The sequence below is a fragment of the Pseudomonas sp. genome (genome assembly GCF_041601375.1).
GTDB lineage: Bacteria > Pseudomonadota > Gammaproteobacteria > Pseudomonadales > Pseudomonadaceae > Aquipseudomonas.
This window is the reverse complement of the sequence record NZ_JBFIIG010000006.1, coordinates 14,054-40,704: the sequence shown is the minus strand read 5'-3', so window position 1 is coordinate 40,704 and position 26,651 is coordinate 14,054. Positions and strand designations below refer to the sequence as shown.

General features: G+C 63.3%; 28 protein-coding genes. All 28 read right to left on the bottom strand.

The genetic code is table 11. The annotated features are described in order from the left end of the window. Positions 1-24: 24 nt before the first annotated feature. Entirely contained in the window at positions 25-504 is a 480-nt protein-coding gene (locus ABZE94_RS01980) for a chemotaxis protein CheW (protein WP_372873854.1), read from the bottom strand. A 102-nt stretch (positions 505-606) separates the two neighbouring features. After that, positions 607-1,404 (bottom strand): CheW domain-containing protein, encoded by a 798-nt coding sequence (locus tag ABZE94_RS01975; RefSeq protein ID WP_372873853.1) that lies wholly within the window; start codon positions 1,402-1,404, stop codon positions 607-609. An 87-nt stretch (positions 1,405-1,491) separates the two neighbouring features. After that, positions 1,492-2,280, bottom strand: a complete 789-nt coding sequence (locus ABZE94_RS01970) for a ParA family protein (RefSeq protein ID WP_372873852.1) — start codon at positions 2,278-2,280, stop codon at positions 1,492-1,494. A gap of 50 nt (positions 2,281-2,330) precedes the next feature. Further along, positions 2,331-3,203 carry a flagellar motor protein MotD gene (gene motD / locus ABZE94_RS01965; protein ID WP_372873851.1) on the bottom strand — a complete coding sequence of 291 codons (873 nt, stop codon included), beginning with the start codon at positions 3,201-3,203 and terminating at the stop codon, positions 2,331-2,333. A 2-nt stretch (positions 3,204-3,205) separates the two neighbouring features. Further along, positions 3,206-3,946 (bottom strand): flagellar motor protein, encoded by a 741-nt coding sequence (locus ABZE94_RS01960; protein ID WP_318947662.1) that lies wholly within the window; start codon positions 3,944-3,946, stop codon positions 3,206-3,208. Next, positions 3,946-5,052, bottom strand: a complete 1,107-nt coding sequence (locus tag ABZE94_RS01955; RefSeq protein ID WP_372873850.1) for a chemotaxis response regulator protein-glutamate methylesterase — start codon at positions 5,050-5,052, stop codon at positions 3,946-3,948. Before ABZE94_RS01955 ends, ABZE94_RS01960 begins: the two co-directional genes overlap by 1 nt. A 43-nt stretch (positions 5,053-5,095) precedes the next feature. Further along, the gene (locus ABZE94_RS01950; protein WP_372873849.1) at positions 5,096-7,267 is read right to left on the bottom strand and encodes a chemotaxis protein CheA; all 2,172 of its coding nucleotides are present in this window, start codon (positions 7,265-7,267) and stop codon (positions 5,096-5,098) included. Positions 7,268-7,277: 10 nt separating this feature from the next. Beyond that, the gene (locus tag ABZE94_RS01945) at positions 7,278-8,066 is read right to left on the bottom strand and encodes a protein phosphatase CheZ (RefSeq protein ID WP_372873848.1); all 789 of its coding nucleotides are present in this window, start codon (positions 8,064-8,066) and stop codon (positions 7,278-7,280) included. Between the two features lie 19 nt (positions 8,067-8,085). Then, positions 8,086-8,460, bottom strand: coding sequence for a chemotaxis response regulator CheY (locus ABZE94_RS01940; RefSeq protein WP_170862135.1), 375 nt, complete (start codon positions 8,458-8,460; stop codon positions 8,086-8,088). A gap of 138 nt (positions 8,461-8,598) precedes the next feature. Beyond that, positions 8,599-9,345 (bottom strand): RNA polymerase sigma factor FliA, encoded by a 747-nt coding sequence (gene fliA / locus ABZE94_RS01935; RefSeq protein WP_372873847.1) that lies wholly within the window; start codon positions 9,343-9,345, stop codon positions 8,599-8,601. Continuing rightward, on the bottom strand, positions 9,342-10,172 hold the full coding sequence (gene fleN / locus ABZE94_RS01930; RefSeq protein ID WP_372873846.1) for a flagellar synthesis regulator FleN: 831 nt from the start codon (positions 10,170-10,172) through the stop codon (positions 9,342-9,344). The genes fliA and fleN overlap by 4 nt, the downstream gene beginning before the upstream one ends. Positions 10,173-10,290: 118 nt before the next feature. Next, positions 10,291-11,592 carry a flagellar biosynthesis protein FlhF gene (gene flhF / locus ABZE94_RS01925; protein ID WP_372873845.1) on the bottom strand — a complete coding sequence of 434 codons (1,302 nt, stop codon included), beginning with the start codon at positions 11,590-11,592 and terminating at the stop codon, positions 10,291-10,293. A 15-nt stretch (positions 11,593-11,607) separates the two neighbouring features. After that, positions 11,608-13,716 carry a flagellar biosynthesis protein FlhA gene (gene flhA / locus ABZE94_RS01920; RefSeq protein WP_372873873.1) on the bottom strand — a complete coding sequence of 703 codons (2,109 nt, stop codon included), beginning with the start codon at positions 13,714-13,716 and terminating at the stop codon, positions 11,608-11,610. Between the two features lie 274 nt (positions 13,717-13,990). After that, positions 13,991-15,127 (bottom strand): flagellar biosynthesis protein FlhB, encoded by a 1,137-nt coding sequence (gene flhB, locus ABZE94_RS01915; RefSeq protein WP_372873844.1) that lies wholly within the window; start codon positions 15,125-15,127, stop codon positions 13,991-13,993. Positions 15,128-15,130: 3 nt separating this feature from the next. After that, on the bottom strand, positions 15,131-15,907 hold the full coding sequence (gene fliR / locus ABZE94_RS01910) for a flagellar biosynthetic protein FliR (protein WP_372873843.1): 777 nt from the start codon (positions 15,905-15,907) through the stop codon (positions 15,131-15,133). 1 nt (position 15,908) lies between these two features. After that, positions 15,909-16,178 (bottom strand): flagellar biosynthesis protein FliQ, encoded by a 270-nt coding sequence (gene fliQ, locus ABZE94_RS01905; protein ID WP_372873842.1) that lies wholly within the window; start codon positions 16,176-16,178, stop codon positions 15,909-15,911. 2 nt (positions 16,179-16,180) lie between these two features. Then, positions 16,181-16,951, bottom strand: a complete 771-nt coding sequence (gene fliP, locus ABZE94_RS01900; RefSeq protein WP_372873841.1) for a flagellar type III secretion system pore protein FliP — start codon at positions 16,949-16,951, stop codon at positions 16,181-16,183. After that, a complete protein-coding gene (fliO, locus tag ABZE94_RS01895; protein ID WP_372873840.1) occupies positions 16,951-17,382 on the bottom strand; it encodes a flagellar biosynthetic protein FliO in 432 nt (143 codons plus the stop codon). Before fliO ends, fliP begins: the two co-directional genes overlap by 1 nt. A 103-nt stretch (positions 17,383-17,485) precedes the next feature. Further along, positions 17,486-17,956: a flagellar motor switch protein FliN gene (gene fliN / locus ABZE94_RS01890; RefSeq protein ID WP_372873839.1), complete on the bottom strand. Its 471-nt coding sequence runs from the start codon at positions 17,954-17,956 to the stop codon at positions 17,486-17,488. 62 nt (positions 17,957-18,018) lie between these two features. After that, positions 18,019-18,990 (bottom strand): flagellar motor switch protein FliM, encoded by a 972-nt coding sequence (gene fliM / locus ABZE94_RS01885; RefSeq protein WP_372873838.1) that lies wholly within the window; start codon positions 18,988-18,990, stop codon positions 18,019-18,021. 57 nt (positions 18,991-19,047) lie between these two features. Next, positions 19,048-19,569: a flagellar basal body-associated protein FliL gene (gene fliL / locus ABZE94_RS01880; protein WP_372873837.1), complete on the bottom strand. Its 522-nt coding sequence runs from the start codon at positions 19,567-19,569 to the stop codon at positions 19,048-19,050. 455 nt (positions 19,570-20,024) lie between these two features. Continuing rightward, the gene (locus ABZE94_RS01875; RefSeq protein ID WP_372873836.1) at positions 20,025-21,305 is read right to left on the bottom strand and encodes a flagellar hook-length control protein FliK; all 1,281 of its coding nucleotides are present in this window, start codon (positions 21,303-21,305) and stop codon (positions 20,025-20,027) included. Positions 21,306-21,489: 184 nt separating this feature from the next. After that, a complete protein-coding gene (locus tag ABZE94_RS01870) occupies positions 21,490-21,843 on the bottom strand; it encodes an Hpt domain-containing protein (RefSeq protein ID WP_372873835.1) in 354 nt (117 codons plus the stop codon). Between the two features lie 30 nt (positions 21,844-21,873). Further along, positions 21,874-23,571 carry a SpoIIE family protein phosphatase gene (locus ABZE94_RS01865; protein WP_372873834.1) on the bottom strand — a complete coding sequence of 566 codons (1,698 nt, stop codon included), beginning with the start codon at positions 23,569-23,571 and terminating at the stop codon, positions 21,874-21,876. A 16-nt stretch (positions 23,572-23,587) separates the two neighbouring features. After that, positions 23,588-23,893, bottom strand: coding sequence for an STAS domain-containing protein (locus ABZE94_RS01860; protein WP_372873833.1), 306 nt, complete (start codon positions 23,891-23,893; stop codon positions 23,588-23,590). A gap of 137 nt (positions 23,894-24,030) precedes the next feature. Further along, on the bottom strand, positions 24,031-24,480 hold the full coding sequence (fliJ, locus tag ABZE94_RS01855) for a flagellar export protein FliJ (RefSeq protein WP_372873832.1): 450 nt from the start codon (positions 24,478-24,480) through the stop codon (positions 24,031-24,033). Next, entirely contained in the window at positions 24,481-25,845 is a 1,365-nt protein-coding gene (gene fliI, locus ABZE94_RS01850) for a flagellar protein export ATPase FliI (protein ID WP_372873831.1), read from the bottom strand. After that, positions 25,835-26,647 (bottom strand): flagellar assembly protein FliH, encoded by an 813-nt coding sequence (fliH, locus tag ABZE94_RS01845; RefSeq protein WP_372873830.1) that lies wholly within the window; start codon positions 26,645-26,647, stop codon positions 25,835-25,837. The genes fliI and fliH overlap by 11 nt, the downstream gene beginning before the upstream one ends. Positions 26,648-26,651 lie beyond the last annotated feature (4 nt).

The following is a 26,651-nucleotide window of genomic DNA, read 5'->3' as shown; positions in this document are numbered from 1 at the left end:
CTGCCAAACTCATGCGTCGAGACACTAGATACTCTCCAGCTCGGACCACTCTTCTTCGCTCATCATCTTGTCCAGCTCGACCAGAATCAGCAGCTCGCCGTTCTTGTTGCACACGCCCTGGATGAACTTGGCCGACTCGTCGTTGCCGACATTCGGCGCGGTCTCCACCTCGGACTGGCGTAGATAGACCACCTCGGCCACGCTGTCGACCATGATGCCGACCACTTGCTTGTCCGCCTCGATGATCACGATGCGGGTGTTGTCGGTCACCGCCGCCGAGTCCAGGCCGAAGCGCTGGCGGGTGTCGATCACCGTCACCACATTGCCGCGCAGGTTGATGATGCCCAGCACATAGCTCGGCGCACCCGGCACCGGCGCAATCTCGGTATGGCGCAGCACTTCCTGAACCTGCATCACATTGATGCCATAGGTTTCATTGTCCAGGCGAAAGGTCACCCATTGCAGGATGGGATCTTCAGCGCCCTGTGCAGAATTCTTAATCATATCCCTAGCCTCGTCGTAAGCCGCACTGTGCGGCGTGCGCGGTTCAAACCGCTGGTCATCATCCGTCAGGCCCGCCGCGAGGGCGAGCCCGTTATCTCTCAATCAGTGAACCTGGCCCTTGACCATGCGCTTGGCCGCGCCACTGGCAATCAGCTCGGCCAGGGCCGTCACATCCAGCAAGGCGCACATGTGTTCGATCACGGTGCCCGCCAGCCAAGGTCGCTGCGTGCGCTGGGTGCGCCACTTGATCTCGCTCGGGTCCAGGCGAATCGAGCGACTGACCTGATGCACGGCCAGGCCCCATTCATAGCCTTCGACCGAAATCACATACTGCAAACCCTGGCGAAAATCGTCGCGATAACGGTCAGGCATGACCCAGCGCGCGGTATCCAGGACTTTCAGATTGCCGGCCTGGCACGGCAGTATGCCGAGAAACCAGTCCGGCTGGCCAAATAATGGCGTCAATTCCTGCCCCGCCAGCGGAAAGATCGAACCCAGGCACACCAGCGGCACGGCCAGGGTCAGGCCGGCGACATCGAACAGCAGGCATTCGAACGGCTCTTGCGCCCACTCCGGCCGCTCTCCCGGCTGCAAGCCGAGCAGCGGATTCGGCGCCGCGGCGGGCAGATTGATCTCGATTACCGACTCAACCGACACCGGATGAGCAACGACCGCAGGCGCCGGCTCGATCGGCGGCACGACAACCGGCGACTCCGCCAGCGCCTGCACGGTTAAAGTGGAGAACAGGCCGGCATCGCGCGCCTGCTCCTCCAGCACCGCGGCCTCGAACTCGTCGAGGCTGCTCTCGACCAACTCGACTGCGGCCTCCCGCAGCAAGCTGTCCAGGTAGGACTGCAAGGCCAGCTGGGGACGGGTGGCGGTGGCGACGGGACGACTCATAGATGGAATCCGCAAAAATAGCCTGTACAACCTATCGGCCGCAGTGGCGGCATACTTGAACGCTTCGACTCGACATAGCCCCTCATCTCAAGCCACCTGCGCCGCCAACTGCTGCGCCAACAGGTGCTTGAGCAGCGCCCGATAGGCCAGTACACCGCGGCTGCTGGGGTCGAACTGCGAGGGCGTGCGGCCTGCGCGGCTGGCATCGCGCAAGCGCGTGTCGATCGGAATATAGGCCGGCCACAGGTGTTCGGGATAGCTGTCGCGCAGCAGGCGCAAGGTGCTCAGCGAGGCCTGGGTACGCCGGTCGAACAGGGTCGGCACTATGCTGTAGGGCAACGCCTGCTTGCGCGACCGGTTGATCATCGCCAGGGTGCTGACCATGCGCTCCAGGCCCTTGACCGCGAGAAACTCGGTCTGCACCGGGATCACCAGATGCTGGCTGGCCGCCAGCGCATTGACCATCAGCACGCCCAGCAACGGCGGACTGTCGATCACCGCATGGTCGTAGCCCTGCCATAACTGCGCCAGGCTCTTGGCGATGACCAGGCCCAAACCACTCTGCCCGGGCGATTGACGCTCGAGCGTGGCCAAGGCGGTGCTCGATGGCAACAGGGCTATGCGCTCGTGACTGGTGGGCAGCAGCAGTTGCTTCGGCAACCCCTCAGGCACCGCGCCCTGATGCAGGAACAGGTCGAAGCAGCTGTGCTCCAGCGCGTCCGGATCGTGGCCGAAATAACTGGTCATCGAGCCGTGGGGATCGAGATCGACCACGACCACGCGCTTACCGGCATCGGCCAGCAGGCCGGCCAAGGCGATGGCGGTGGTGGTCTTGCCAACACCACCCTTTTGATTGGCTACTGCCCAGACTCTCATCTTGCTTGTCCTTCCGGCATGATCCAGACCTACCGAGAACGGGCGCCGCCCTAGGGGGCAAACGACGGAGGATTGACGGCACCCGCTGACGGGGCCTGCACTGCTGGCGGTGGTGCAGGTTGCGTGCCAGCCCGCTGCAAGGCGCTATCGGGGCGGGCATTGGAACTGCCCACACCACTCACGCTGCGGCGCACATCGAGGTTGCGCGACACCACCAGCACCACCCGCCGGTTACGTGCCCGGCCATCGGCCGTGGCGTTATCCGCCACGGGCTGAAACTCACCATAGCCCACCGACGCCAACCGCCCGGGGTTGACCCCATCCATGGCGAGCATGCGCACGATGCTGGCCGCCCGGGCTGCCGACAACTCCCAGTTGGTCGGGTACTGCGCGGTTTTAATCGGCAGGTTGTCGGTAAAGCCCTCGACATGCACCGGATTCTCGTAAGGCGCCAGAATTTTGGCAATCTTCTCGATAAGGTCGAAGGCCGCATTGTTCGGCAAGGCATCGCCACTGGGGAACAACAGGCTGGAACTGAGCTCGATCTCGACCCACAACTCGTTGCCGCTCACTTTCAGTTGCTTGGAGTCGATCAACCCGGCAAACGCCTGACGCATACTGTCGACGATGCTCTGCAGAGAGTCCGTCGCCTGGCCGACCGGCTCGTCTTCATCGACCAGCGCACGATCCGGCTCGGTGGTGCGCGGGCGCAGATCGCCCACGGGGATGGGCTTGATCGCCCGGTCGGGCTGGTTGAACACCCCGGTCAGGCTGTCCGAGAGAATCTTGTACTTGCCCTCGTTGACCGAGGACATCGAATACATCACCACGAAAAAGGCGAACAACAGGGTAATGAAGTCCGCGTAGGAGACCAGCCAGCGCTCATGGTTCTCATGCTCTTCCTGGTGCCTGCGACGAGCCATGGTTACTCCATGAAGCCTTGCAGCTTCAACTCGATGGAGCGCGGGTTTTCACCTTCGGCGATCGACAGAATACCCTCCAGCAGCATCTCGCGGTAGCGCGACTGACGCTGGGCGACGGCCTTGAGCTTGTTGCCAATGGGCAGCAGCAGCAGGTTGGCGAAACCGACCCCGTAGATGGTGGCGACAAAGGCCACGGCAATGCCGCTGCCGAGCTTGCTCGGATCGGCCAGATTGCCCATCACATGGATCAGGCCCATCACCGCACCGATGATGCCGATGGTCGGCGCGTAGCCACCCATGCTTTCGTAGACCTTGGCGGCCTGGATATCGCGGCCCTCCTGGGTGTACAGGTCGACCTCGAGGATGCTGCGCACGGCTTCGGGCTCGGCACCATCGACCAGCAACTGCAAGCCCTTGCGCGCATAGGGATCGGTCTCGGCATCGGCCACCGTCTCCAGGCCGAGCAGGCCCTCCTTACGCGCGGTCATGCTCCAGCCGACGACACGCTCGATGCCGCCGACCAGGTCGATGTGCGGTGGAAAGAATATCCAGCGCAGGATCACCAGGGCCCGCTTGAACACACTGACCGGCGCCTGCAGGAAGGCCGCGCCCAGGGTGCCGCCGATCACGATCAACGCCGCCGGGCCATTGAGCAGCGCCGCGACGTGGCCACCTTCCAGATAATTGCCACCCAGAATGGCGACGAACGCCAGGATGACCCCTATCAGGCTCAGCACGTCCATTACACGCAGGCCTCTGCCAGGTGCCGACCGATGTCGTCGAGGCCGTAGATGGCGTCCACCAGATCGGCCTTGACCACCGCCATCGGCATGCCGTAGATCACGCAACTGGCCTCGTCCTGCGCCCACACCTGGCTGCCGCCCTGCTTGAGCAGGCGCGCGCCTTCGCGACCATCGGCGCCCATACCGGTCAGGACCACCGCCAGCACCTTGTCGTGAAAGGCCTTGGCCGCCGAACCGAAGGTGATGTCGACACAGGGCTTGTAGTTCAGGCGCTCATCGCCCGGCAGAATCCTCACGGCGCCGCGCCCATCGATCATCATCTGCTTGCCGCCCGGGGCCAGCAGCGCCAGCCCCGGGCGCAACAGATCGCCGTCCTCGGCCTCCTTGACGCTGATCCGGCACAGCTTGTCCAGACGCTCGGCAAACGCCTTGGTAAAAGCCGCGGGCATGTGCTGGATCAGCACCAGCGGCGCCGGGAAGTTGGCCGGCAGCTGGCTCAGGACCCGCTGCAGCGCCACAGGCCCGCCGGTCGAGGTGCCGATGGCCACCAGCTTGTAGGCTTTTTTGCGTTTGGGCGCACTCGCGCGCGCAGTAACCGGGGCGGCTGGCGCAGGCACGCCGACGCCAGGACGAGCGAGGCTACTGAGCGCTGCCGGCTTTCCCGGCGTACTGGCCCTCGGCGTTGGCGCCGTAACAAGGCCGCGGCGATTGCTGCGGGCGATGCTGTGCACCTTCTCGCAGAGCAGTTGCTTGACCTTCTCCGGGTTTCGCGAGATGTCCTCGAAGTTCTTCGGCAGGAAGTCCACCGCCCCGGCATCCAGCGCATCCAGGGTGACGCGCGCGCCTTCGTGGGTCAGCGAGGAAAACATCAACACCGGGGTCGGGCAGCGCTGCATGATGTTCCGGACGGCGGTGATGCCGTCCATCATCGGCATCTCGTAATCCATGGTGATCACATCGGGCTTGAGCGCCAACGCTTGATCGATGGCTTCGCGCCCATTGGTCGCCGTACCCACCACCTGGATATTCGGATCGGCAGAGAGAATTTCCGAAACACGCCGGCGAAAAAAGCCGGAATCGTCCACCACCAACACCTTGACCAGCATAAACACTCCTAAACGACGCCGTCTGAATCGGCGCCGCGAACAATCAGATGCGCCGCGCGTAGCGCTTGAGCATGCTCGGCACGTCGAGAATCAGGGCGATGCGTCCATCGCCGGTGATGGTAGCGCCAGACATACCCGGAGTGCCCTGGAGCATTTTGCCCAATGGTTTGATCACCACTTCTTCCTGACCGACCAGCTGATCGACAACGAAACCGATGCGCTGGCTACCCACGGTGAGAATCACCACATGGCCCTCGCCCTGCTCCTCATGGGCAGCGCTGCGCACCAGCCAGCGCTTGAGGTAGAACAACGGCAGCGCCTTGTCGCGTACGATCACCACTTCCTGGCCATCGACCACATTGGTGCGCGACAGGTCGAGGTGGAAGATCTCGTTGACGTTGACCAGCGGGAAAGCGAAAGCCTGGTTGCCCAGCATCACCATCAGGGTCGGCATGATCGCCAGGGTCAGCGGCACCTTGATGACGATCTTCGAGCCCTGGCCCTGGACCGAGAACACGTTGACCGTGCCGTTGAGCTGGGAAATCTTGGTCTTGACCACGTCCATGCCAACCCCGCGGCCGGACACGTCGGAGATCTCGGCCTTGGTCGAGAAGCCCGGGGCGAAGATCAGGTTGTAGCACTCGAACTCGTTGAGCCTGTCGGCCGCGTCCTTGTCCAGCAGGCCCTTCTCCACGGCCTTGGCGCGCAGCACATCGGCATCCATACCCTTGCCATCATCGGAGATCGACAGAAGGATGTGGTCGCCTTCCTGTTCGGCCGAGAGCACCACCTTGCCGCCGCGCGACTTGCCCGCGGCCTCGCGCTCTTGCGGGGTTTCGATGCCATGGTCGACGGCGTTGCGCACCAAGTGCACCAGCGGATCGGCCAGCGCCTCGACCAGGTTCTTGTCCAGGTCGGTTTCTTCGCCGACCAGCTCCAGATTGATCTCTTTCTTCAGGCTGCGCGCCAGATCGCGGACCAGGCGCGGGAAGCGGCCGAAGACCTTCTTGATCGGCTGCATGCGGGTCTTCATCACCGCCGTCTGCAGGTCCGCGGTGACCACGTCGAGGTTGGACACGGCCTTGGCCATGGCCTCGTCGCCGCTATTGGAGCCCAGGCGCACCAGGCGGTTACGCACCAGCACCAGTTCGCCGACCATGTTCATGATCTCGTCCAGGCGCGCGGTATCCACCCGTACGGTGGTTTCCGCTTCGCTGGGCGCTTGCGCCTTGTCGGCGACGGCGGCAGCCGGCGGCGCTTTCGGCGGGGCAACCTTGACCTCGGGTTTGGCCAAGGGCTGTGCGGGCGCAGCTGGTTTGGCCGGAGCGGCCGCGGACGCCTTGGCGGTCGCGGCCGGCTCGACAAACTTGCCCTTGCCATGCAGCTGATCGAGCAGCGCCTCGAACTCGTCGTCGCTGATTTCATCACCAGCGGCGGCGACGGGCGCTGCGACCGGCGGCGCCACGGCGGCAGCGGGTACAGCGGGTGCAGCGAACTGGCCCTTGCCATGCAACTGGTCGAGCAGCGCCTCGAATTCGTCGTCACTGATCTCGTCGCCGGCAGCGCCCGCTGCTGGCTGCAGCGCGACATTGGCGACCACTGGCGGCGGAGCGAACTGCCCTTTGCCATGCAGCTCATCGAGCAGCGACTCGAACTCGTCATCGCTGATTTCGTCACTGCCAGCGCTGGTACTCGCCACCTGGCCAGGCGAATCGGTCAGCGCGTCGAGCAACTGCTCGAATTCGCTGTCGGTGATATCGCCAGAGGCCACCGCTGGCGCCTCGGCAACGACTTCGACGCTGGGCGGCTCGGGCGTAACGACCGCAGCCGGCTCGGCCAGACGCGCCAGGGCGGCCAGCAACTCCCGGGTGGCCGGCGTCGGGGTGACGCGCTCACGCACCTCGGTGAACATGCCATTGACCGCATCGAGCGCTTCCAGCACTACATCCATCAACTCGGAGTCGACGCGCCGCTCACCCTTGCGCAGGATGTCGAAGACGTTTTCTGCGATATGGCAGCATTCCACCAGCTCATTGAGCTGGAGAAAACCGGCGCCACCTTTGACGGTATGAAACCCGCGAAAAATAGCGTTGAGCAGATTCATGTCGTCCGGGCGGCTTTCAAGCTCCACCAGCTGCTCGGACAGTAGTTCAAGAATCTCGCCGGCCTCCACCAGGAAGTCCTGGAGGATTTCTTCATCGGCGCCGAAGCTCATAGACGTGCTCCTAAAATCCCAGGCTGGAAAGCAGATCGTCGACGTCGTCCTGATTGGATGCGACGTCTTCACGCTTATCGGCATGAATCTGCGGACCTTCACCGTGGGAAGGCTGTTTTTGTTGTTCTTGTTCAGCACGCAGCACGGCGTGGTCATGCTCGATACCGGCAAAACGGTCGACCTGACTGGCCATCAGCACCAGTTTGAGCAGGTTGCTTTCCACTTCGGTGACCAGTTGGGTCACCCGCTTGATCACCTGGCCGGTCAAATCCTGATAGTCCTGCGCGAGCAGAATATCGTTGAGATGGGCGGACACCTGGACGCTGTCGCGCTCGCTGTTGGCGAGGAACAGTTCGATCCGCTTGGCCAGGTCACGGAAGCCCTCGGCGCCCATTTCCCGACGCATGAAACGACCCCAGTCGGCACTCAGGTTCTGCGCCTCGGCACCGATGCCGTTGACCAGCGGTGAACTCAGTTCGACCAGATCCATGGTGCGATTGGCCGCATTCTCGGTCATCGTCACCACATAGTTCAGGCGTTCGGTCGCGTCGGTGATTTGCGACACTTCCTTGGCATGCGGCACCCGTGGATCGAGCTGAAAATTGACGATGGCGTTATGCAGCTCGCGCGTCAGCTTGCCGACCTCGTGATACAGACCACGGTCGCGCACCTTGTTGAGATCGTTGATCAGTTGCACCGCTTCGCCAAAATCGCCGTGTTCCAGGCTCTCTACCAATTGGCGGGCGTGAGTTTTCAGGGTCGACTCGAAATCACCCTGAGCGGATTCATCATGTTCCATAGTGCCCTCGCGGCAGACATCAGCCGTTGACCCGCTCGAAGATCTTTTCGATCTTTTCTTTCAGCACCTGGGCTGTGAACGGTTTTACCACATAGCCATTCACTCCGGCTTGTGCGGCCTCGATGATCTGATCGCGTTTGGCTTCGGCGGTCACCATCAACACCGGCAGGTGCTTCAGGCGCTCGTCGGCGCGCACCGCACGCAACAAGTCGATCCCGGTCATGCCTGGCATATTCCAGTCAGTCACCAGAAAATCGAAACTGCCGCTGTGCAGCATCGGCAGTGCAGTGGTGCCGTCATCGGCCTCTGCGGTATTGGTAAACCCCAAATCGCGCAGGAGGTTCTTGATGATCCGGCGCATCGTTGAAAAGTCGTCAACGATGAGGATTTTCATGTTTTTGTCCAAGTCGACCTCCGTACAGTCCCAAACGAACCCAGCACCTGGGCACGCCTTATATCGTGAAACCGGCCTGACAGGCCGCTGCAAAACCACTGCGCTTGCAACACTTCAAGGGTCTGCTGATTTACCGGCTCAGCGCGCTCGCCATTCACCCAGGCGTGCCCGCAAGCGTGCGGCACACTGGCTATGCAACTGGCTGACGCGCGATTCGCTAACCCCCAGAACCTCGCCTATTTCCTTGAGATTCAATTCCTCATCGTAATACAGCGCCAACACCAACCGCTCCCGTTCGGGCAAGTGGCCGATGGCATCGGCCAACGCCGCCTGGAAGCGCTCTTCCTCCAGTTCTCGCGAGGGTTCGGGATGGGTGGAGCCGGCGTCTTCGTGCAGCCCGCCATGTTCGCCGTCCTGCAACAGATCGTCGAAACTGAACAGGCGGCTGCCCAAAGTGTCGCCAAGAATGCCGTAGTAATCCTCGAGACTCAATTGGAGTTCGGCCGCAACCTCTTGATCTTTAGCGTCGCGACCGGTTTTGGCCTCAATTACCCGAATTGCGTCACTGACCATGCGGCTGTTGCGGTGCACCGAACGCGGCGCCCAATCGCCCTTGCGCACCTCGTCGAGCATCGAGCCGCGAATGCGGATGCCGACGAATGTTTCGAAACTGGCACCCTTGCTGGAGTCGTATTTCTTCGAGGCTTCGAGCAGGCCGATCATCCCGGCCTGGATCAAATCGTCCACCTGCACGTTGGCCGGCAAACGCGCCAACAAGTGATAGGCAATCCGCTTGACCAGGGGCGCATGGCGCTCGATCAATTGGTGCTGGGCGTCCTGGGTCTGAGCCTTGCTGTACATACGGAGTCCAGAAGCTGCTGTCATATGGCCGTATCCGCGGCCGGTTGCTGCACCAGACGTTCGACGAAAAACTCCAGATGGCCGCGCGGATTGGCCGGTAGCGGCCAGGCATCGACTTTCTGGGCAATTGCCTTGAACGCCAGGGAACACTTCGAACGCGGGAAAGCTTCGTAGACCGCACGCTGCTTCTGCACGGCCTTGCGTACCGACTCGTCGTAAGGCACCGCGCCGACGTATTGCAGCGCGACATCGAGGAAGCGATCGGTAACCTTGGTCAGCTTAGCAAAGAGGTTGCGGCCTTCCTGTGGACTGTGCGCCATATTCGCCAGCACGCGGAAACGGCTCATGCCATGGTCGCGGTTGAGCAGCTTGATCAGGGCATAGGCGTCCGTGATCGAAGTCGGCTCGTCACACACCACCACCAACACTTCCTGGGCGGCGCGGACGAAACTGACCACCGAGTCGCCAATACCGGCAGCCGTATCGATGATCAAGACATCGAGGTTTTCGCTGATGTCGCTGAAGGCTTGGATAAGGCCGGCATGCTGCATGGGCGAGAGCTGCACCATGCTTTGCGTGCCGGAGGCCGCGGGCACGATACGAATGCCGCCGGGGCCTTGCAGCACCACATCACGCAGTTCGCACTCGCCACTGATCACATCGGCCAGCGTGCGTTTGGCCGTCAGGCCCAGCAGTACGTCGATGTTGGCCAGGCCCAGGTCGGCGTCCATCACCATCACCCGCCGACCGAGGTCAGCCAGCGCCAGCGCCAGATTCACCGACACATTGGTCTTGCCGACGCCACCCTTGCCGCCGGTCACCGCAATCACCTGTACGGGATGCATACCCATGTTATCTACACACCTTGTCTGACTTCGACTGGAACCATGTGGCTGCGTGTCCTGCGCCAAGTCTCTGCCGGGCACCACGCATTGCCGCCTATCGCTGAACCACTGCCGCAGTGGTCTGTTAACCGGCGCGCCGCGCCGGATGTTGATAAAGCCCGGCAAACATCTCGGCCATCGTATCTTCGCTCGGATTCTCGGCGCTTTGCAGGCCCACCGCGCGGCTCACCAGCTGGTGACTGCGTGGCACCTGCAGATCATCCGGAATCCGCGGTCCATCGGTCAGATAGGCTACCGGTAGACGCTGGCCAATAGCCAGACCTAAAACCTCGCCCAGACTGGTGGCCTCATCCAGTTTGGTCAGGATGCAGCCGGAAAGGCCGCAACGCTTGTAGCTGTGGTAGGCCGCCTTGAGCACCTGATTCTGGCTGGTAGCGGCCAGAACCAGGTAATTTTTGGCCTTGATGCCGCGACTGGCCAGGGTCTCCAGCTGCATGTGCAGGGCGGGATCGCTGGCCGGCAGGCCGGCGCTATCAATCAGCACCACGCGCTTGCGCGCCAAGGGCGCCAGGGCCTGGGTCAACGACTGCCCCGGATCGACCAGGGTCACCGGCACATTGAGAATCCGCCCCAGGGTCTTCAGTTGCTCCTGGGCGCCGATCCGATAGCTGTCCAGGCTGACCAGGGCGACATGCTGGGCGCCGTACTTGAGCACGTAACGCGCGGCCAGCTTGGCCAGGGTGGTGGTTTTACCCATGCCGGCCGGACCGACCAGGGCAATCACCCCGCCCTCTTCCAGCGGCTCCTGCTGCGGCGTCTGAATCGCATGGGCCAGGTGGGCGAGCAACATGCCCCAGGCCTGGCGCGGCTCGGCGACATTCGCCACGCGTTCGAGCAACACCCGCGACAACTCGGCGGGCAAGCCCATGCGCTGCAGACGCCGCCACAGGTTGGCCTGCTGCGGCCGACGCGTCTGCATCTGGCCCCAGGCCATGGAGCCGAGTTGCACCTCGAGCAACTCACGCAAGCCGTGCAGTTCGGAGCGCATGGCCTCGAGCGCGCCCTGGTCGCCGGTCGTCATCGGTGCCGGCGCGGCCATGCGCAGCGTGCTATCCAGGCTGTCAAGCGGCGCCGCCGGCTCTTCGGCGAGCAACTGGCGATCCTTGCTGGCGTCGGCTTGGCTGCGCGTCACCAGCTCGGCCTGGGCCGAGGCGATACGGGCCTGGGTCTGAAGCAGCTCGGCTTCCAGTGCAGCGTTCGGCTGGCGGGCAGGAGCGGCGGGAATCTGGTAGTCCAGAGCGGCAGTCAGCTCGACGCCGCCAGCAACCCGGCGGTTGCCGATGATCGAGGCGTCCGCACCCAGCTCGTCGCGAACCAGCTTCATGGCTTGGCGCATATCGGCAGCGAAAAAGCGTTTGACCTGCATGGCCTGTTACCTCGGTTAATTCTGCCCCACCGTTGCGACGATGGTGACCTGCTTGTTGTCCGGGATTTCCTGGTAAGCCAGCACGTGCACACTCGGCACTGCCAACCGTGCAAACCGCGAGAGCATCGCCCGAACCGGACCGGCTACCAGTAGGATCACCGGTTTGCCGAGCATTTCCTGGCGCTGCGCTGCTTCCACCAGGGAACGCTGCAACTTCTCGGCCATGCCCGGCTCCAGGAGGATGCCCTCCTCGGAGCCTTGACCGGCCTTCTGTAGACTGTTTAGCAATATCTGTTCCAGCCTTGGCTCGAGGGTGATCACAGGCAGCTCCAGCTCTAGTCCCACGATGCTTTGCACGATGGCGCGAGCCAGGGCGACCCGCACCGCCGCGACCATCGCGGCGGGATCTTGACTCTTCGGCGCCACGTTGGCGATGGCTTCGGCGATGGTGCGGATGTCGCGCACCGGCACCTGTTCCTGCAGCAGCGCCTGCAGCACCTTGAGCAGGGTCGACAGCGAGACCAGACCCGGCACCAGCTCTTCGGCCAGCTTCGGCGAGCTCTTGGCCAGCAACTGCATGAGCTGCTGGACCTCCTCGTGCCCCAGCAGCTCGTGCGCGTGCTTGTGCAAGACCTGGTTGAGGTGGGTGGCGACCACGGTGCTGGCATCGACCACGGTGTAGCCCAGCGATTGCGCCTGATCTCGTTGGCCCGGATCGATCCAGACCGCCTCCAGGCCGAACGCCGGATCCTTGGCGGCAACCCCGTTGAGGCTGCCGAATACCTGGCCCGGGTTGATCGCCAATTCGCGGTCCGGGTAGACCTCGGCCTCGGCCACGCTGACCCCCATCAGGGTCAGGCGATAGGCGCTGGGCTGCAGGTCGAGGTTGTCGCGGATATGCACCGAGGGCATGAGAAAGCCCATCTCCTGCGAGAGCTTCTTGCGCACGCCCTTGATCCGCGCGAGCAACTGGCCGCCCTGGTTGCGGTCGACCAGCGGAATCAGCCGGTAGCCGACCTCCAGGCCAACCATGTCCACCGGCATGACGTCGTCCCAGCCGAGCTCCTTGACCTCCTGGGCACGCTGGGCCGGCAGCAGTTCCTGCTGACGCTGCACCTCGTGCACCTCCTCTTCCTTGACCTTGCGCTGCTTGTTGGCGATCCAGTAGGCGCCAGCCGCGGCGGCAAGGCCCAGGCTGATAAAGGAAAAGTGCGGCATGCCGGGCACCAGGCCCATGGCGATCATGATCGCCGCCGCCACGGCCAGGGCGCGCGGCGAGGCGAACATCTGCCGGCCGACCTGGGCACCCATGTCTTCCGAGCTGGAGACGCGGGTGACCATGATCGCCGCGGCAGTCGACAGCAGCAGCGAGGGGATCTGGGCGACCAGGCCGTCGCCGATGGTCAGCAGGGTGTAGACCTTGCCGGCATCGGCGAAGCTCAGGTCGTGCTGGAAGATGCCGATGGCGATGCCACCGATCAGGTTGATGAACAGGATCAGCAGACCGGCGATGGCATCGCCACGGACGAACTTGCTGGCACCGTCCATCGAGCCATAGAAGTCGGCCTCCTGGGAGACCTCGGAACGACGCGTCTTGGCTTCCGCCTGATCGATCAGGCCGGCATTCAGATCCGCGTCGATGGCCATCTGCTTGCCGGGCATGGCGTCCAGGGTGAAGCGGGCGCTGACCTCGGAAATCCGCCCGGCGCCCTTGGTCACCACCACGAAGTTGATGATCATGAGGATGGCGAACACCACGATACCGACCACGTAGTTGCCGCCGATCACCACCTCGCCGAAGGCCTGAATCACCTGCCCCGCCGCGCCATGACCGTCATGCCCGTTGAGCAACACCACGCGGGTGGAGGCGACGTTCAGCGCCAGGCGCAGCAAGGTCGCCGCCAGCAGGATGGTCGGGAACACCGCGAAATCCAGCGGGCGCAAGGCATAGATGCCGACCAGCAGCACCACGATCGACAGGGCGATGCTGAAGGTGAACAACACGTCGAGCAGGAACGGCGGAATCGGCAGCATGACCATGCCGAGCATGACCAGCAGCATCAGGGGAATGCCCAGATTACCCTCGCGCAACCCGGAGAGGTTGCTGCGCACGTTACCGACCATTTGCGAGCGATCTACTGCCACATCCCTACCCCAGCCAATTCAATCTTTTGACGCTGACCGCGCCCTTGCCGAGGGTTTGCAAGAAGCTGTCCAACTTTGTCCGAACCATTCGCAGGCTGGGTTGAGCCGCTGAGCCGATATTCGCTCAAGACCGCTGTTCGGGCGCGGCGTAACCCATCGCGGCACCGGGCCTGCTGACGCCATGTCGGGTGGAGGGAATTAGCTGTAGGGCGGGTGCAACCCGCCACGCCGGCAACGGCAGGTTGCACCCGCCCTACTCGTCGCGGCGTAAATCCGACGGGATCGGCAGGTCCGGCAGCGGTGCCGGGCGCTTGCCCTTGCCGGCCTGGTACTGGCGGATCTGGTAGACGTAGGCCAGCACCTGGGCCACGGCCAGGTACAGGCCGGCCGGAATCTCCTGGTCCAGTTCGGTGGAATAGAACACCGCACGCGCCAGGGCCGGCGACTCCAGCAGCATGACCTTGTGCTCCTGGGCGATCTCGCGAATCTTCAAGGCGGTAAAGTCGCCGCCCTTGGCCAGCAACACCGGCGCGCTGCCTTTGCTCGGGTCGTACTTCAGGGCCACGGCGAAGTGAGTCGGGTTGGTGATCACCACATCCGCCTGCGGCACGGCCTGCATCATGCGCCGCTCGGCCATCTCGCGCTGCAGCTGGCGAATACGCTGTTTGACCTCGGGCTTGCCCTCGCTGTCCTTGTATTCGTCGCGCACCTCCTGCTTGGTCATCATCATCTTCTGCTTGTTGTCCCAGAGCTGGAACGGCACATCCACCGCCGCAATCAGCACCAGCGCACAGGCCATCCACAACGCGCTCCAGCCGACCACCTGGGCGGCGTGCATGATGGCCGACTGCAACGGCTCATGGGCTATCGCCAGCAGGTCGTCGACATTGGCGGCCAGCACCACCAGCGCCACCGTAAGCACCAGGGTGAATTTGGCCAGTGCCTTGAGCAATTCGACCAGCGCCTTGGCCGAGAACATCCGCTTGAGCCCCGCCCCCGGGTTCATCCGGCTCATCTTGGGCGCCATCGCCTTGGCCGAGAACAGCCAGCCGCCCAGGGCGATCGGACCGACTATGGAGGCGATCAGCAAGGCCAGAAGCAAGGGCACCAGGGCATCCACGGCGACTTTGCCGGAAGCCAGCAGCCAGATCGTCATGGAGCGCTCGTCCATGATCGTCTCGCGCGCCAGGGAGAAGTTGCCGCCCATGATCGACAGCAAGGCACTGCCCAGGCTGCCGCCGAAGGCCAATAAGCCACCGGCCCCGGCCAGCATGATCGCCAGGGTATTGAGCTCGCGGGAGCGGGCGATCTGGCCTTTCTCACGGGATTCGCGCAGGCGTTTCTCCGTGGGCTCCTCGCTTTTATCGGCACCGCTCTCCGATTCGGCCATGGTCTACCCCGCCCGCGCCATTTCGCGCAGCAGTTGCAGGGCTTCGCTGGCGAACACCTGGTACTGCGCAAGAATATCGGCCATGCCAATCCAGAGGATTACCAATCCCACGACCAGGGTCAGCGGAAAACCGATGGAGAAAATGTTCAGCTGCGGCGCGGCGCGGGTCATCACCCCGAAGGCCAGGTTGACCACCAGCAGCGCGGTAATCGCCGGCAACACCAGAATCAGCGCCGCACCTATCACCCAGCCCAGTTTATTGGCCAACTGCCAGTAGTGCTCGACCAGGAAGCCGCCACCAACCGGCAGGGTGACGAAACTCTCGGCCAGCACCTCGAAGACCACCAGATGGCCGTTCATGGCGAGGAACAGCAAGGTCACCAGCATCAGCAGAAACTGCCCGATCACCGCCACCGAGATGCCGTTGGCCGGATCGACCATGGAAGCGAAGCCCAGGCCCATCTGTGTTGCCACTATCTGCCCGGCGATGACGAAGGCATGGAAGAACAGCTGCAAGGTAAAACCCAGCATCACCCCGATCAGCACTTCCTGGGCGATCAGGATAAACGTCGGCAGGCTCAGCGCCTCGACCTGCGGCATCGCCGGCAGGTTGGGCAGCAACACCAGGCAGATCGCCAGCGCCAGATACAGGCGCACGCGCAGCGGCACCAGCTGCGTGCCGATGATCGGCATGGTCATCAATAACGCGGCGATACGAAACAACGGCAAGAGAAAGCTGCTCACCCAGCCGCCGATCTGCGCATCGCTCAGTTCCAGCATGTCAGCCGATCAGCATAGGAATATTCATGATCAGATTCTCCGTGTACTCGATCATGCGCTGGGCCAGCCAGGGCCCGGCGACGATCAGGGTGACCAAAATCACCAGCAGGCGCGGCAGGAAGCTCAGGGTCTGTTCGTTGATCTGGGTCGCGGCCTGGAACATGGCGACCAGCAAGCCGACCAGCAGGCTGGGCACGACGATGATCGCGACTATGGTCGCGGTCAGCCACAGCGCCTCGCGAAACAGGTCGACGGCTACCTCGGGCGTCATGCCTAGGTCCCTCCGAAGCTGGCGGCGAGGGTGCCCATGATCAGCGCCCAGCCATCGATGAGGACGAACAGCATGATCTTGAACGGCAGGGAAATGATCAGCGGCGAGAGCATCATCATGCCCATGGCCATGAGGATACTGGCCACCACCAGGTCGATCACCAGGAACGGGATGAAGATCATGAAGCCGATCTGGAACGCCGTCTTCAGCTCGGAGGTGACGAACGCCGGGACCAGGATGACCAGGGGCGTGTCTTCCGGGCTGGCGATATCGTTGCGCTTGGACAGGCGCATGAACAGCTCCAGATCGCTTTCGCGGGTCTGCGCCAGCATGAAGTTCTTCAGCGGCACCTCGGCCTTGGCAATCGCCTCCTGGGCCGGCAATTGCTCGCTGAGATAAGGCTGCAAGGCCTCTTCATTAATCTGCTCGAACACCGGCGCCATGATGAACAGGGTGAGAAACAGTGCCAGGCCGACGAGAATCTGGTTGGACGGCGTCTGTTGCAGGCCCAGAGCCTGACGCAGGATGGAGAACACGATGATGATGCGGGTGAAACTGGTCATCAGCATGACGAAGGCCGGAATGAAACTCAGCGCCGTCATGATCAACAGGATCTGCAGGCTGACCGAATACTCCTGCTGGCCTTCGGCATCGGTACTCAGGGTGATCGCCGGGATCGACAACGGATTGTCGGCGGCAAACACCTCGCCAGCGAAGACCATGGGGGCGAGCAGGGAGAACAGCAGAACCAGCAGCAGGCGCAGTGCGCTCATCACGACTTGTCCTTCTGATCCTTGCCCAGCAGCTCCATCAGGCGCTGGGCGAACTCGGTCGAGGCCGGCTCGCCGTCAGGCAAGTGCACCGGCTCTTTCAGCACATGCAAGGGCGCGATACGCCCCGGCGTCAGCCCCAGGAGCAACTGCTCGCCGCCGACCTGCACCAGCACCAGCCGATCGCGCGGCCCCAGGGCCTGGCTGGCGACTATCTTGATCACCTGGCCGCCGCGCGGGCCTAGCTGCTGCACCCGGCGCATCAGCCAGGCGAGCAGGAAAATCAAGCCGATCACCAGCAGCAGGCCGAGCAGCAACTGCACCAGTTGCCCGGCGATGCCACTGCCGGCCATGGGCGCGGCCGCTTGTGCGGCCGGCTCGGCGGCCAGGGCGGTGAACGGCAGGAACAGGGGAATAGCAAAAAATCTGTGCATGATCGGGCTCTGTCGGCGTCTTGACAAGTCGCTGAAAAATCTCGGCGAGGCCGCCAAGACCAGGCAAAAACGGCCGCAACCTAGGGAGTTGTTCAACGACCGGTTAACGCAGTTTCTTGATCCGCTCGCTGGGGCTGATCACGTCGGTCAGGCGGATGCCGAACTTCTCGTTGACCACCACCACTTCGCCGTGGGCGATCAGGGTACCGTTGACCAGCACATCGAGCGGCTCGCCAGCGAGCCGATCGAGTTCGATCACCGAACCCTGGTTGAGCTGCAGCAGGTTGCGGATGGTGATATCGGTGTTGCCGACCTCCATGGAAATCGACACCGGAATATCGAGAATCACATCGAGATTCGGCCCGTCCAGGTTGACCGGTAGATTGCCCTTGGGCACGCTGCCAAACTCTTCCATGGGCGCGCGTGGCGCAGCTGGCGCAGCCGCCCCACCGACGGCTAGCATGGCATCGATATCATCCTGACTGGCGTCGTCGCCGGATTCGGACAAGGCGGCTGCCCACTCGTCGGCCAGCGCCTGCTCCTCGGGGGTGGTCTGTTCATTCTCGTCTGCCATCGTATGTCCTCGGCTGGCTGGTAGCGGGTTGGGCGAGCGCGGTGCTGTGCAATGACAGCCTGTCAGCGCTGGCGGTCGATGGGCTCTAGCACTTGTAGCGCCAGGTTGCCTTTATGTGCGCCGAGCTTGACCGTGAAGGTCGGGACGCCATTGGCACGCATGATTACGTTGTCGGGAATATCCACCGGAATCACATCGCCCGGCTGCATGTGCAGGATGTCGCGCAGCCGCAGTTGGCGCTTGGCCACAGTGGCGCCGAGCGGCACGCTGACGTCGAGGATGTCTTCGCGCAGGGACTTGATCCAGCGCTCGTCCTGATCGTCGACATCGGACTGGAAACCGGCATCGAGCATTTCGCGAATCGGCTCGATCATCGAATAGGGCATGGTGATGTGCAGGTCGCCGCCACCGCCGTCCAGCTCGATATGGAAGGTCGACACCACTATCACTTCGCTGGGGCTGACGATGTTGGCCAGGGCCGGATTGACCTCTGAGTTGACGTACTCGAAGTTGATGTCCAGCACCGCGTGCCAGGCCTCCTTGAGATCGATGAATGCCTGATCGAGCACCATGCGCACCACACGCAGTTCGGTGGGGGTGAATTCACGGCCTTCGATCTTGGCGTGACGACCGTCGCCACCGAAAAAGTTGTCGACCAGCTTGAACACCAGCTTGGCATCGAGGATGAACAGGCCGGTGCCACGCAGCGGCTTCATCTTGACCAGGTTGAGGCTGGTCGGCACATACAGCGAATGCACGTACTCGCCGAACTTCATCACCTGCACGCCGCCGACTGCCACATCCGCCGAGCGGCGCAGCAGATTGAACATGCTGATGCGGGTGTAGCGGGCGAAGCGCTCGTTGATCATTTCCAGGGTCGGCATGCGCCCACGGACAATCCGGTCCTGACTGGTCAGGTCATATTGCTTGACGCTCCCCGGTTCGGCCTCGTCCTCGGTCTCGACCAAGCCGTCATCGACACCGTGCAGCAGCGCATCGATTTCATCTTGGGAAAGCAGGTCTTGCACAGCCATGTGGAGCTCCCCTCTAGGGTCTTGAAAGACTGTTCACGCTGGCGCGCTGAACATGCCCTATTGCAGCACCAGGTTGGTGAACAGCACTTGCTCGACGGTTACGTTACCCGTCTCCTGCTGCGCCAGTTCCTGCACGCTGGCCGTCGCCTGCTGTCGCAGCATTTCCTTGCCCACCGGGGTGATCAACGACTCGAACTCCTGATTGGAGAACAACATCACCAGACGGTTGCGCAGCACCGGCATGTGCACCTTGAGCGCATCGAGCGCCGCCTGGTCACGCACCAGCAGAGCAATACTGACCTGCATGTAGCGCGGCCGACCGTTATGGGTGAAGTTGACCACGAACGCCGGCACTAACTCTTCGTAGATCGCCATTTGCTTGACGGGCACCGCAGGTTCTGCGGACTCCGTCGCGACCTCACTCTTGGCCTCGCCCTTGCTGAGGAAGAACCAGGTGCCGCCCACCGACAGCCCCGCAGCCAGGAGCAGGGCCACGACAATCAGGATGATGAGCTTCAACTTACCGGCCGGTTTCGCCTCGGCGCCTGCCGGGTCTTGCGCCGCGTCTTTCTTAGCCATGCCAATTATCCGTCACTAATCGGAGTTCAATCCGTGTTCAAAGGGTTGAGAGCAAGTGTTATGCCAGCTTGCGAATATCTGCAGGGTGCCGGGCCTGCGAAACACCCAGACAATGGTGCGACAGCATACGCAATCGAGGTTCGACTCAACGATGGCCAGCGGGTATACCAGTCTCGCCCCTTGCTGTCACCCGAAAACGCCACGTCCGCCCCCATTGCGGGGGCGGACGGCGATTCGTTCGGAGGGCGGCCTCGGAGCGCAGCGACAACCCGCCAGCTTTTGTGCCCCGCGCCGGCGAACCATCGGTGCACTGCCTGCGGGTAGGGCGGCTTCGGAGCGCAGCGACAACCCGCCAGATTCTGTGTCGCGCCGGTGAACCATCGGTGCACGGCCTGCGGTGAGTGGCAGCCGACGAAAAGTGCACTCTCAAGCGAGACGCGAAACTATTCGGCCCGTCAAGCGTAATAGTCGACCATGCCGCGCCCGGTGCCGGGCAGGCCACCCTTGAGCTCCACACCGAGAGGCACAAGCTCCTCGTCAACCCCGCCCAGCAGCTCGCTACCCGCGTCGCCACGTCCCTTGCCATCGCCGCCCTGCCCCTGCCAGCCGCGGTTGAGCGACTGATCGGAAACATTCACATCGAGCAGGTTCATGCCTTGCTGGGCGAACATCTCGCGCAGACGGTGCATCTGCCCTTCCAGGGCCTCACGAACTCCGGCGTTGGCGCTGGCGAAGGTCACCTGAGTCTGCTCCTGATTGACGCTGATGCGCACTTCCAGGCGCCCCAGTTCGGCCGGATCGAGCTGAATCTCGGCGGACTTGAGGTTCTGGCTGGAGAGCAGCATCACCCGATCCACCACGGCCTCGCTCCAACCAGCCTGCTGCATGGGCACCGGCTGACCGGCCATCAACCCGGCGCGCGGAGCTTGCGAGGCCTGCTGAGCAACGGCCTGACTCAGCGCACTGAGCCGGGCGACGAAGTTTTCCGGCCGATTGTCGGCGGTGCTTTCCTTGAGCGCCTCCAGGCCCTGCGCGGTCAGCTCGAGCGCCGGCAAGTCGAGCTCGGGCTCCGCCTGCTGAGTGCCCATGGCCGCGATGGCGCTGGCAAAGCTTTGCCCGGCGCCTTGCACGGCTTGCGTCGCCACACTGCCTGGCGCGCTCTGCTCGGCCACTGTGGCCTTGGCTTTGGCGCCCAATTCCAGAGCCATCTGCACGGCCGGCAGTTGCTCCAGCACATCCAGTTCGGCATCGGCGTTGGCCGCTGGCAACTGGGTCGACGGCGTCGGCCAGGCGCCCGACAGGGCAGTCGTCATCAGCGGCTGCGGCTCGCCGGCGAGCTCCAGATCAAGACCGAGACCTGCCGCTTCGCCATCGAGCGGCTGCTGGCCGGGCGAGTCCAACACCAGCAGCGAATCGAGGGCCGGGTCATCCACGTCCGAGGCGTTCGGCAAAAGCTTGCCGCTATCGGCAAATTCCGGCTGCGGCGCGACAGTCGCAGCCTCTGGGGCTTGCGCATGCCGCGCATCCTGCGTCTCGGGTTTGCCCGGGCGAGCGGGTTTGGCGGACGCATCGCTGCGCTCTGCTGCTTTCGCCTGACGCTCCTTGGCGTACACCTGGGCAAAACTGGAAGCCTCGTTCTTACGGGGCTCGGCCGGTCTTTCCGGCGCTTTTCCCGCAGAGGTTTTCGGCTTTATTTGCGGTGCCGACCGGAGTAGCGGATCGGGGGCGACGGCCATGGGCATTCTCCATTCAAATGGGGTCGTGCCATAGACTTAGCAAAGGCCGGGCCAAGTTGGGTTGTAGAGTTGAGCGGTAGCCATAAGCTGCAAGCTGCAAGAAAAATTCAGCCCCTGAAGATGTCATCCAGGCCGGGCTTTTGCTGTTACTTGTCGCTTGCGGCTGGTAGCGACTCTTCTGCTCTCATCGCCGATAACGCTGGCGCTCGGCTTTGAACAGAATGCGCACGATGGCGAATTCACGGTCGATCTGCTCGATCAGCGCGGCCGCCTCGACCAGCGCCTCGCGCCGACCGACTTCTTCCAGTTGCCTGCACAAGCCGGCGAGTATGGGCGCGCCCATGTTGCTGCAACTGCCTTTGAAGCTGTGCGCCGCCAGACGCAGGCCCCGTGCATCGGCCTCACGCAGGGTCTGATGCAACAAGCGCAGGCGTTCTTCTGAATCCGCCAGATAGGTATCCAGCAACACCGGATACTCATCCTCCATTACATCCTGCAGTGCAGCCAATACCGCGCTATCGAGATGAATATCGGACATCTGCTCGCTCCCTGATCACCAGGCGCGGGATTATGCCCCAGCCGACCAGGAAAACTCCACGCTAACCCCCCGACCATCCTCCGACCAGGTGCAGCGCTCGCTCAACTGACGCACCAGCGCCAGGCCGCGCCCACACAGACGGTCAACATGCAGCTGTCGCTGCAGAATCGCCTGCTCATCGAAACCCGCCCCACTGTCTTCGACCCGCACGGTCAGCCGCCCGCCGGCAGATTCGGGAACCAATTGCAGATGGAAACGCACATAGCCCTCACGCAACTGGGTCAGGCGGGCGCTGCGCTGCAGGTAATACTCGGCGAAACCTTCGGCATCGCATTTCAAACTCGAATCCAGGCCCAGCACCCCATGCTCCAGGGCATTCGAGTAGAGCTCGGTGAGCACGCTGTAGAGCGCGCCCCCCTGGGGTCGCAAGCCCTCGACCTCGAGCAGCAACTGCAACAGGAACGGCAGCGGATTGAAGCGGCGCAGGGTCTCGCCACGAAACTCGAAACTCGCTGACCAATCCAGCGGACTGTTCTGACCACTGCCGGTGAAGATCAAGGGGCCACGGTTCAGGCTGCCCTCCTCGACCATGCTGACTTCGACCAGGCTGACATCGTCCTGCAGTTCGCCGCGAAAGCGCAGCAGCGCCTGCTGAATTTCCGTAAACAGCTGCGCCGGCTGGCGGTTGGCGGCAAACACCCTGAGCAGGCGCCTCTCGCCGAACAATTCGTCCTGCTGGTTGCGCGCTTCCAGTACGCCATCGGACAGCAGGAAAACCCGATCACCCAACTCCAGCGGGAAGACCTCGTAGCGGTCATTGAACGCTGCCGGCTCCAACACCCCCAAGGGCAGATGCCGCGACACCAGGGGCACCCGCTCGCTGCCGTTGGCGCGCAGCAGATAGCCGTCCGGCAAGCCGCCGCTCCACACCTCCACGACCCGGCGCTGGAAGCTGATACTGAGCAGGGTGGCACAACAGAACACGCCCAGCGGCAGGATACGCTTGAGCTTGGCGTTGATCTCACGGAGGATTTCCGTCAGGGAATAGCCCTTGGCGGTCATGCCATAGAACACCTCGGCCAGCGGCATGGCGCCGATCGCCGCCGGCAGGCCATGGCCGGTAAAGTCGCCGAGCAGCACATGCATTTCACCGGAAGGCTTGAACGCGGCGAGCAGCAAATCGCCATTGAACAAGGCATAGGGCGATTGCAGATAGCGGATATTCGCTGCGGCGAGACAACCGGAATGCGCCACCTTGTCGAATACCGCCTTGGCCACGCGCTGCTCGTTGAGCAGGTACTCGTTGTGCTGGGCGATCAGGTCGCGCTGCTGCAGCACGGTATCCTGCAGGCGGCGCAAACGATCCATGGCATTGATCTTGGCCTCGAGGATCACCCGATTGTAGGGTTTGGCGAGAAAGTCATCGCCGCCCGCCTCCAGGCAACGCACCAGCGCTTCGCCTTCGGTCAGCGAGGTCAGGAAGATGATCGGCACCAGCTCCTCGCCGGCCATCTGTTTGATCCGACGTGCCGCCTCGAAGCCGTCCATGACCGGCATCAGGGCGTCCATCAGCACCAGCTGCGGACGCTCCCGCGCGAACAAGGCAACCGCCTCCATGCCATTGCTGGCGGTCAGGCTACGATGGCCCTGACGGCTGACGATGGTCGACAACAGCATGCGGTCGGCCGCATTGTCCTCGGCAATCAGAATCGACAGACGCGCAGGCATGGCTCAGAGGCTCGCGCTAGGTGATCTGGAACAGTTGTTCGAAATTGGAGATGGCGAGGATCTTGCGCACATCCGGGTTGCAGTTGAGCAAGCGGATCTGCGCATGATCGCCACCGGCGTGATCGCGCAACAACAGCAACATGCCCAGCGCCGAACTGTCGAGATAGGTCGTGCCCTTGAGATCCACTACATAGCGTTTGGGGCTGAGGTTGACGCGCTCATAGGCGTCACGAAATTCCTGGTGCGAGCCGAAATCGAAACGTCCCTGAATCACAATGGTCAACTCTTGCCCATCGGGCGAGGGCAGCGAGGTGATGGCCATACAGAACTCCTTACTCGAGCAGAACAGTCGATCGCCCCAGACAAGGCTGCGCGATGGTTATCGCGACTGAACGAGTCTGAATGCACGATCCGTGTGCTCAAGATGTAGCACTCGCAAGCGCCAGCGGCAACTGGCAATCAAGCGATATCGTCCCGGCGTATGCGTTGGGCCAACTCGTCGAGGAGTTTTTGCTCGCGCTTGTCCGCGCTCAGGCGGGCCTCCTCCCGATAGCGCTGAACCAGCTTGCGCAGGCCCTCCAGGCGCGCATAGCGCTGCTGCCAGACCACCCGCAGCTTGTCCAGGTTGTTGCCATGCCAGGCCACGCTCTGGCGCTGCTGGCCGATGGCGGTTTCCAGCTGGGAAAGAAAGCGCTGGTAGTTCATCAGCCACTGCCCGGAAACCCCGCGCTGGCCTTCGCTGATCCACTGTTGCTGATAGTCGCCGCGGTATTGCTCCAGTTCGCCCAGCTTGACCTGAGCCTGGCGCAGCAGCCCCTGACAGTGGCCGAGTTGCAAGGCGGCCTCGCGCGCGGCGCGCTCGGCCATCTCGATAACCGGCGCCAGACGCGCGGCGCGACTGGTCGACACTTAGCCCCCCGGCGCGGCGTTGGGGTTGAAGGTCGCCGCCAGCAGCGCACTGCTGCGCTCCAGGCTTTCACTGTCGCCCAGCCCCTGGCGCAGGTATCTGACCATCGCCGGCTGGCGCGCGATGGCCAGGTCGGTATCGGCATCGCCGCCGGGCACGTAGGCGCCGACGCTGATCAGGTCGCGACTCTGCTGATAGCGCGCCCACAGCTGCTTGAAACGCTGCGCGCTACGCTGGTGTTCGCTGGTCACCACTTGCGGCATGACGCGGCTGATCGAGGCCTCGATGTCGATGGCTGGGTAATGGCCCTCCTCGGCCAGGCGCCGCGACAGTACGATGTGACCGTCGAGCACGCCGCGCGCGGCGTCGGCAATCGGATCCTGCTGGTCGTCGCCTTCGCTCAATACCGTGTAGAACGCCGTGATCGAACCGCCGCCCTCTTCCGCATTACCGGCGCGCTCGACCAGTTTTGGCAGCTTGGCAAACACCGACGGCGGATAGCCCTTGGTCGCCGGCGGTTCGCCAATGGCCAGGGCGATCTCGCGCTGGGCCTGGGCGAAACGGGTCAGCGAATCCATCAGCAACAGGACATTCTTGCCCTTGTCGCGAAAGTATTCGGCGATGCGCGTGCAATACATCGCCGCGCGTAGGCGCATCAGCGGCGCATCGTCCGCTGGCGAGGCGACCACCACCGAACGCTTGATGCCTTCGGTACCGAGGATCTCGTCGATGAACTCCTTGACCTCGCGACCACGCTCGCCGATCAGGCCGACCACGATGATGTCCGCCTCGGTAAAGCGCGTCATCATGCCCAGCAGCACGCTCTTGCCGACCCCGGTACCGGCGAACAGACCGATGCGCTGGCCGCGCCCGACCGTGAGCAGACCGTTGATGCTGCGGATGCCGACATCCAGCGGCTGGCTGATCGGGTGGCGTTTCAGCGGATTGATCGTCGGCCCATCCAGCGGCACCCAGTCTTCGGCCTTCATCCCACCCTTGCCGTCCAGCGCCCGCCCGGTGCCGTCCAGCACCCGACCGAGCATCGACTTGCCCATCGGCAAACGTCCGCTGTCCGGCAGCGGCACCACCCGCGCCCCTGGCGCGATGCCGGCCAGGCTGCCGACCGGCATCAGGTAGCTCTTGCCGTTGGCGAAGCCCATCACCTCGGCTTCGACCTGCACCGGGTGATAGCTGTCATCGTTGATCACCAGGCAGCGACTGCCGAGTGCCGCGCGCAGGCCCTCGGCCTCCATGGTCAGGCCGACCATGCGCTGCAAACGCCCTTCGACCACCGGCTGGCTAGGCAACTGCAGCACCTCGCGGTAACCGGCCAGGCGCTTGGCGAAACTGGTGCGTTCAAGACGCATGCGGCGGCTCCTTGGCCCCGTTCAGGTCGAGCTGAATATCGGCTGGGAGCGGGTGGGTAGCCTGCTCGCGCTGCTGCTCGAACAGCTGCTTCAGCGCCTGGGCCAGGCGGGTTTCTATGCTCGCATCGATACGGCTGTGTTCCGTCTCGACCCGACAACCGCCGGGCAACAGGTTGTCGTCTTCGACAATCCGCCAGCTCTCTTCGTGGCGCTCGCGCAGGGCCTTGACCATCTCGAAGTCTTGCGGATTGAGCTGAATACGCACGTTGCCGGCGCCCATCGGCAGCAACTTGAGGGCTTCGCGCAAGACCTGACGGATCTGGCTGGAGTCGCTGCTCAGCTCGCGCTGGATCACTTCGCGGGCCATGTGGCTGACCAGGTTGACCAGCGCCACTTCGAGCTGCTGGTCCTGCTCGGCAATCGGCTCGAACAGCTGCTGCATCAGCTGCTCGACGGCGAGCAGCTTGCCTGCCAGCGCGCTATCGGCCTCCTGCTTGGCTTTCAGCTGACCGCTGTGGTAACCGTCCTTCTCGCCGGTGCTGAAGCCTTCGTTGTAGGCGTCCTGGCGAATCGCCTCCAGCTCATCCAGCGTCAAGGGCTTGACGTCTTCCAGGGCCACATCCTCGGACTCAGCCGGCCCCGCCTCGGCGGACTCGGCTGCGGCTGCGGCTGCGCCGGCCTCGCTCGTCGGATCGGCGCCGGCAGCCTCGACCTGCGGGTCGAAGCTGGGCAATGCCCAGCGGTCGATGACGCTGATGTCCTGGGCGCGAATCAACTCGCTGGGCGCTTCCTTGGGGGCCATGCCG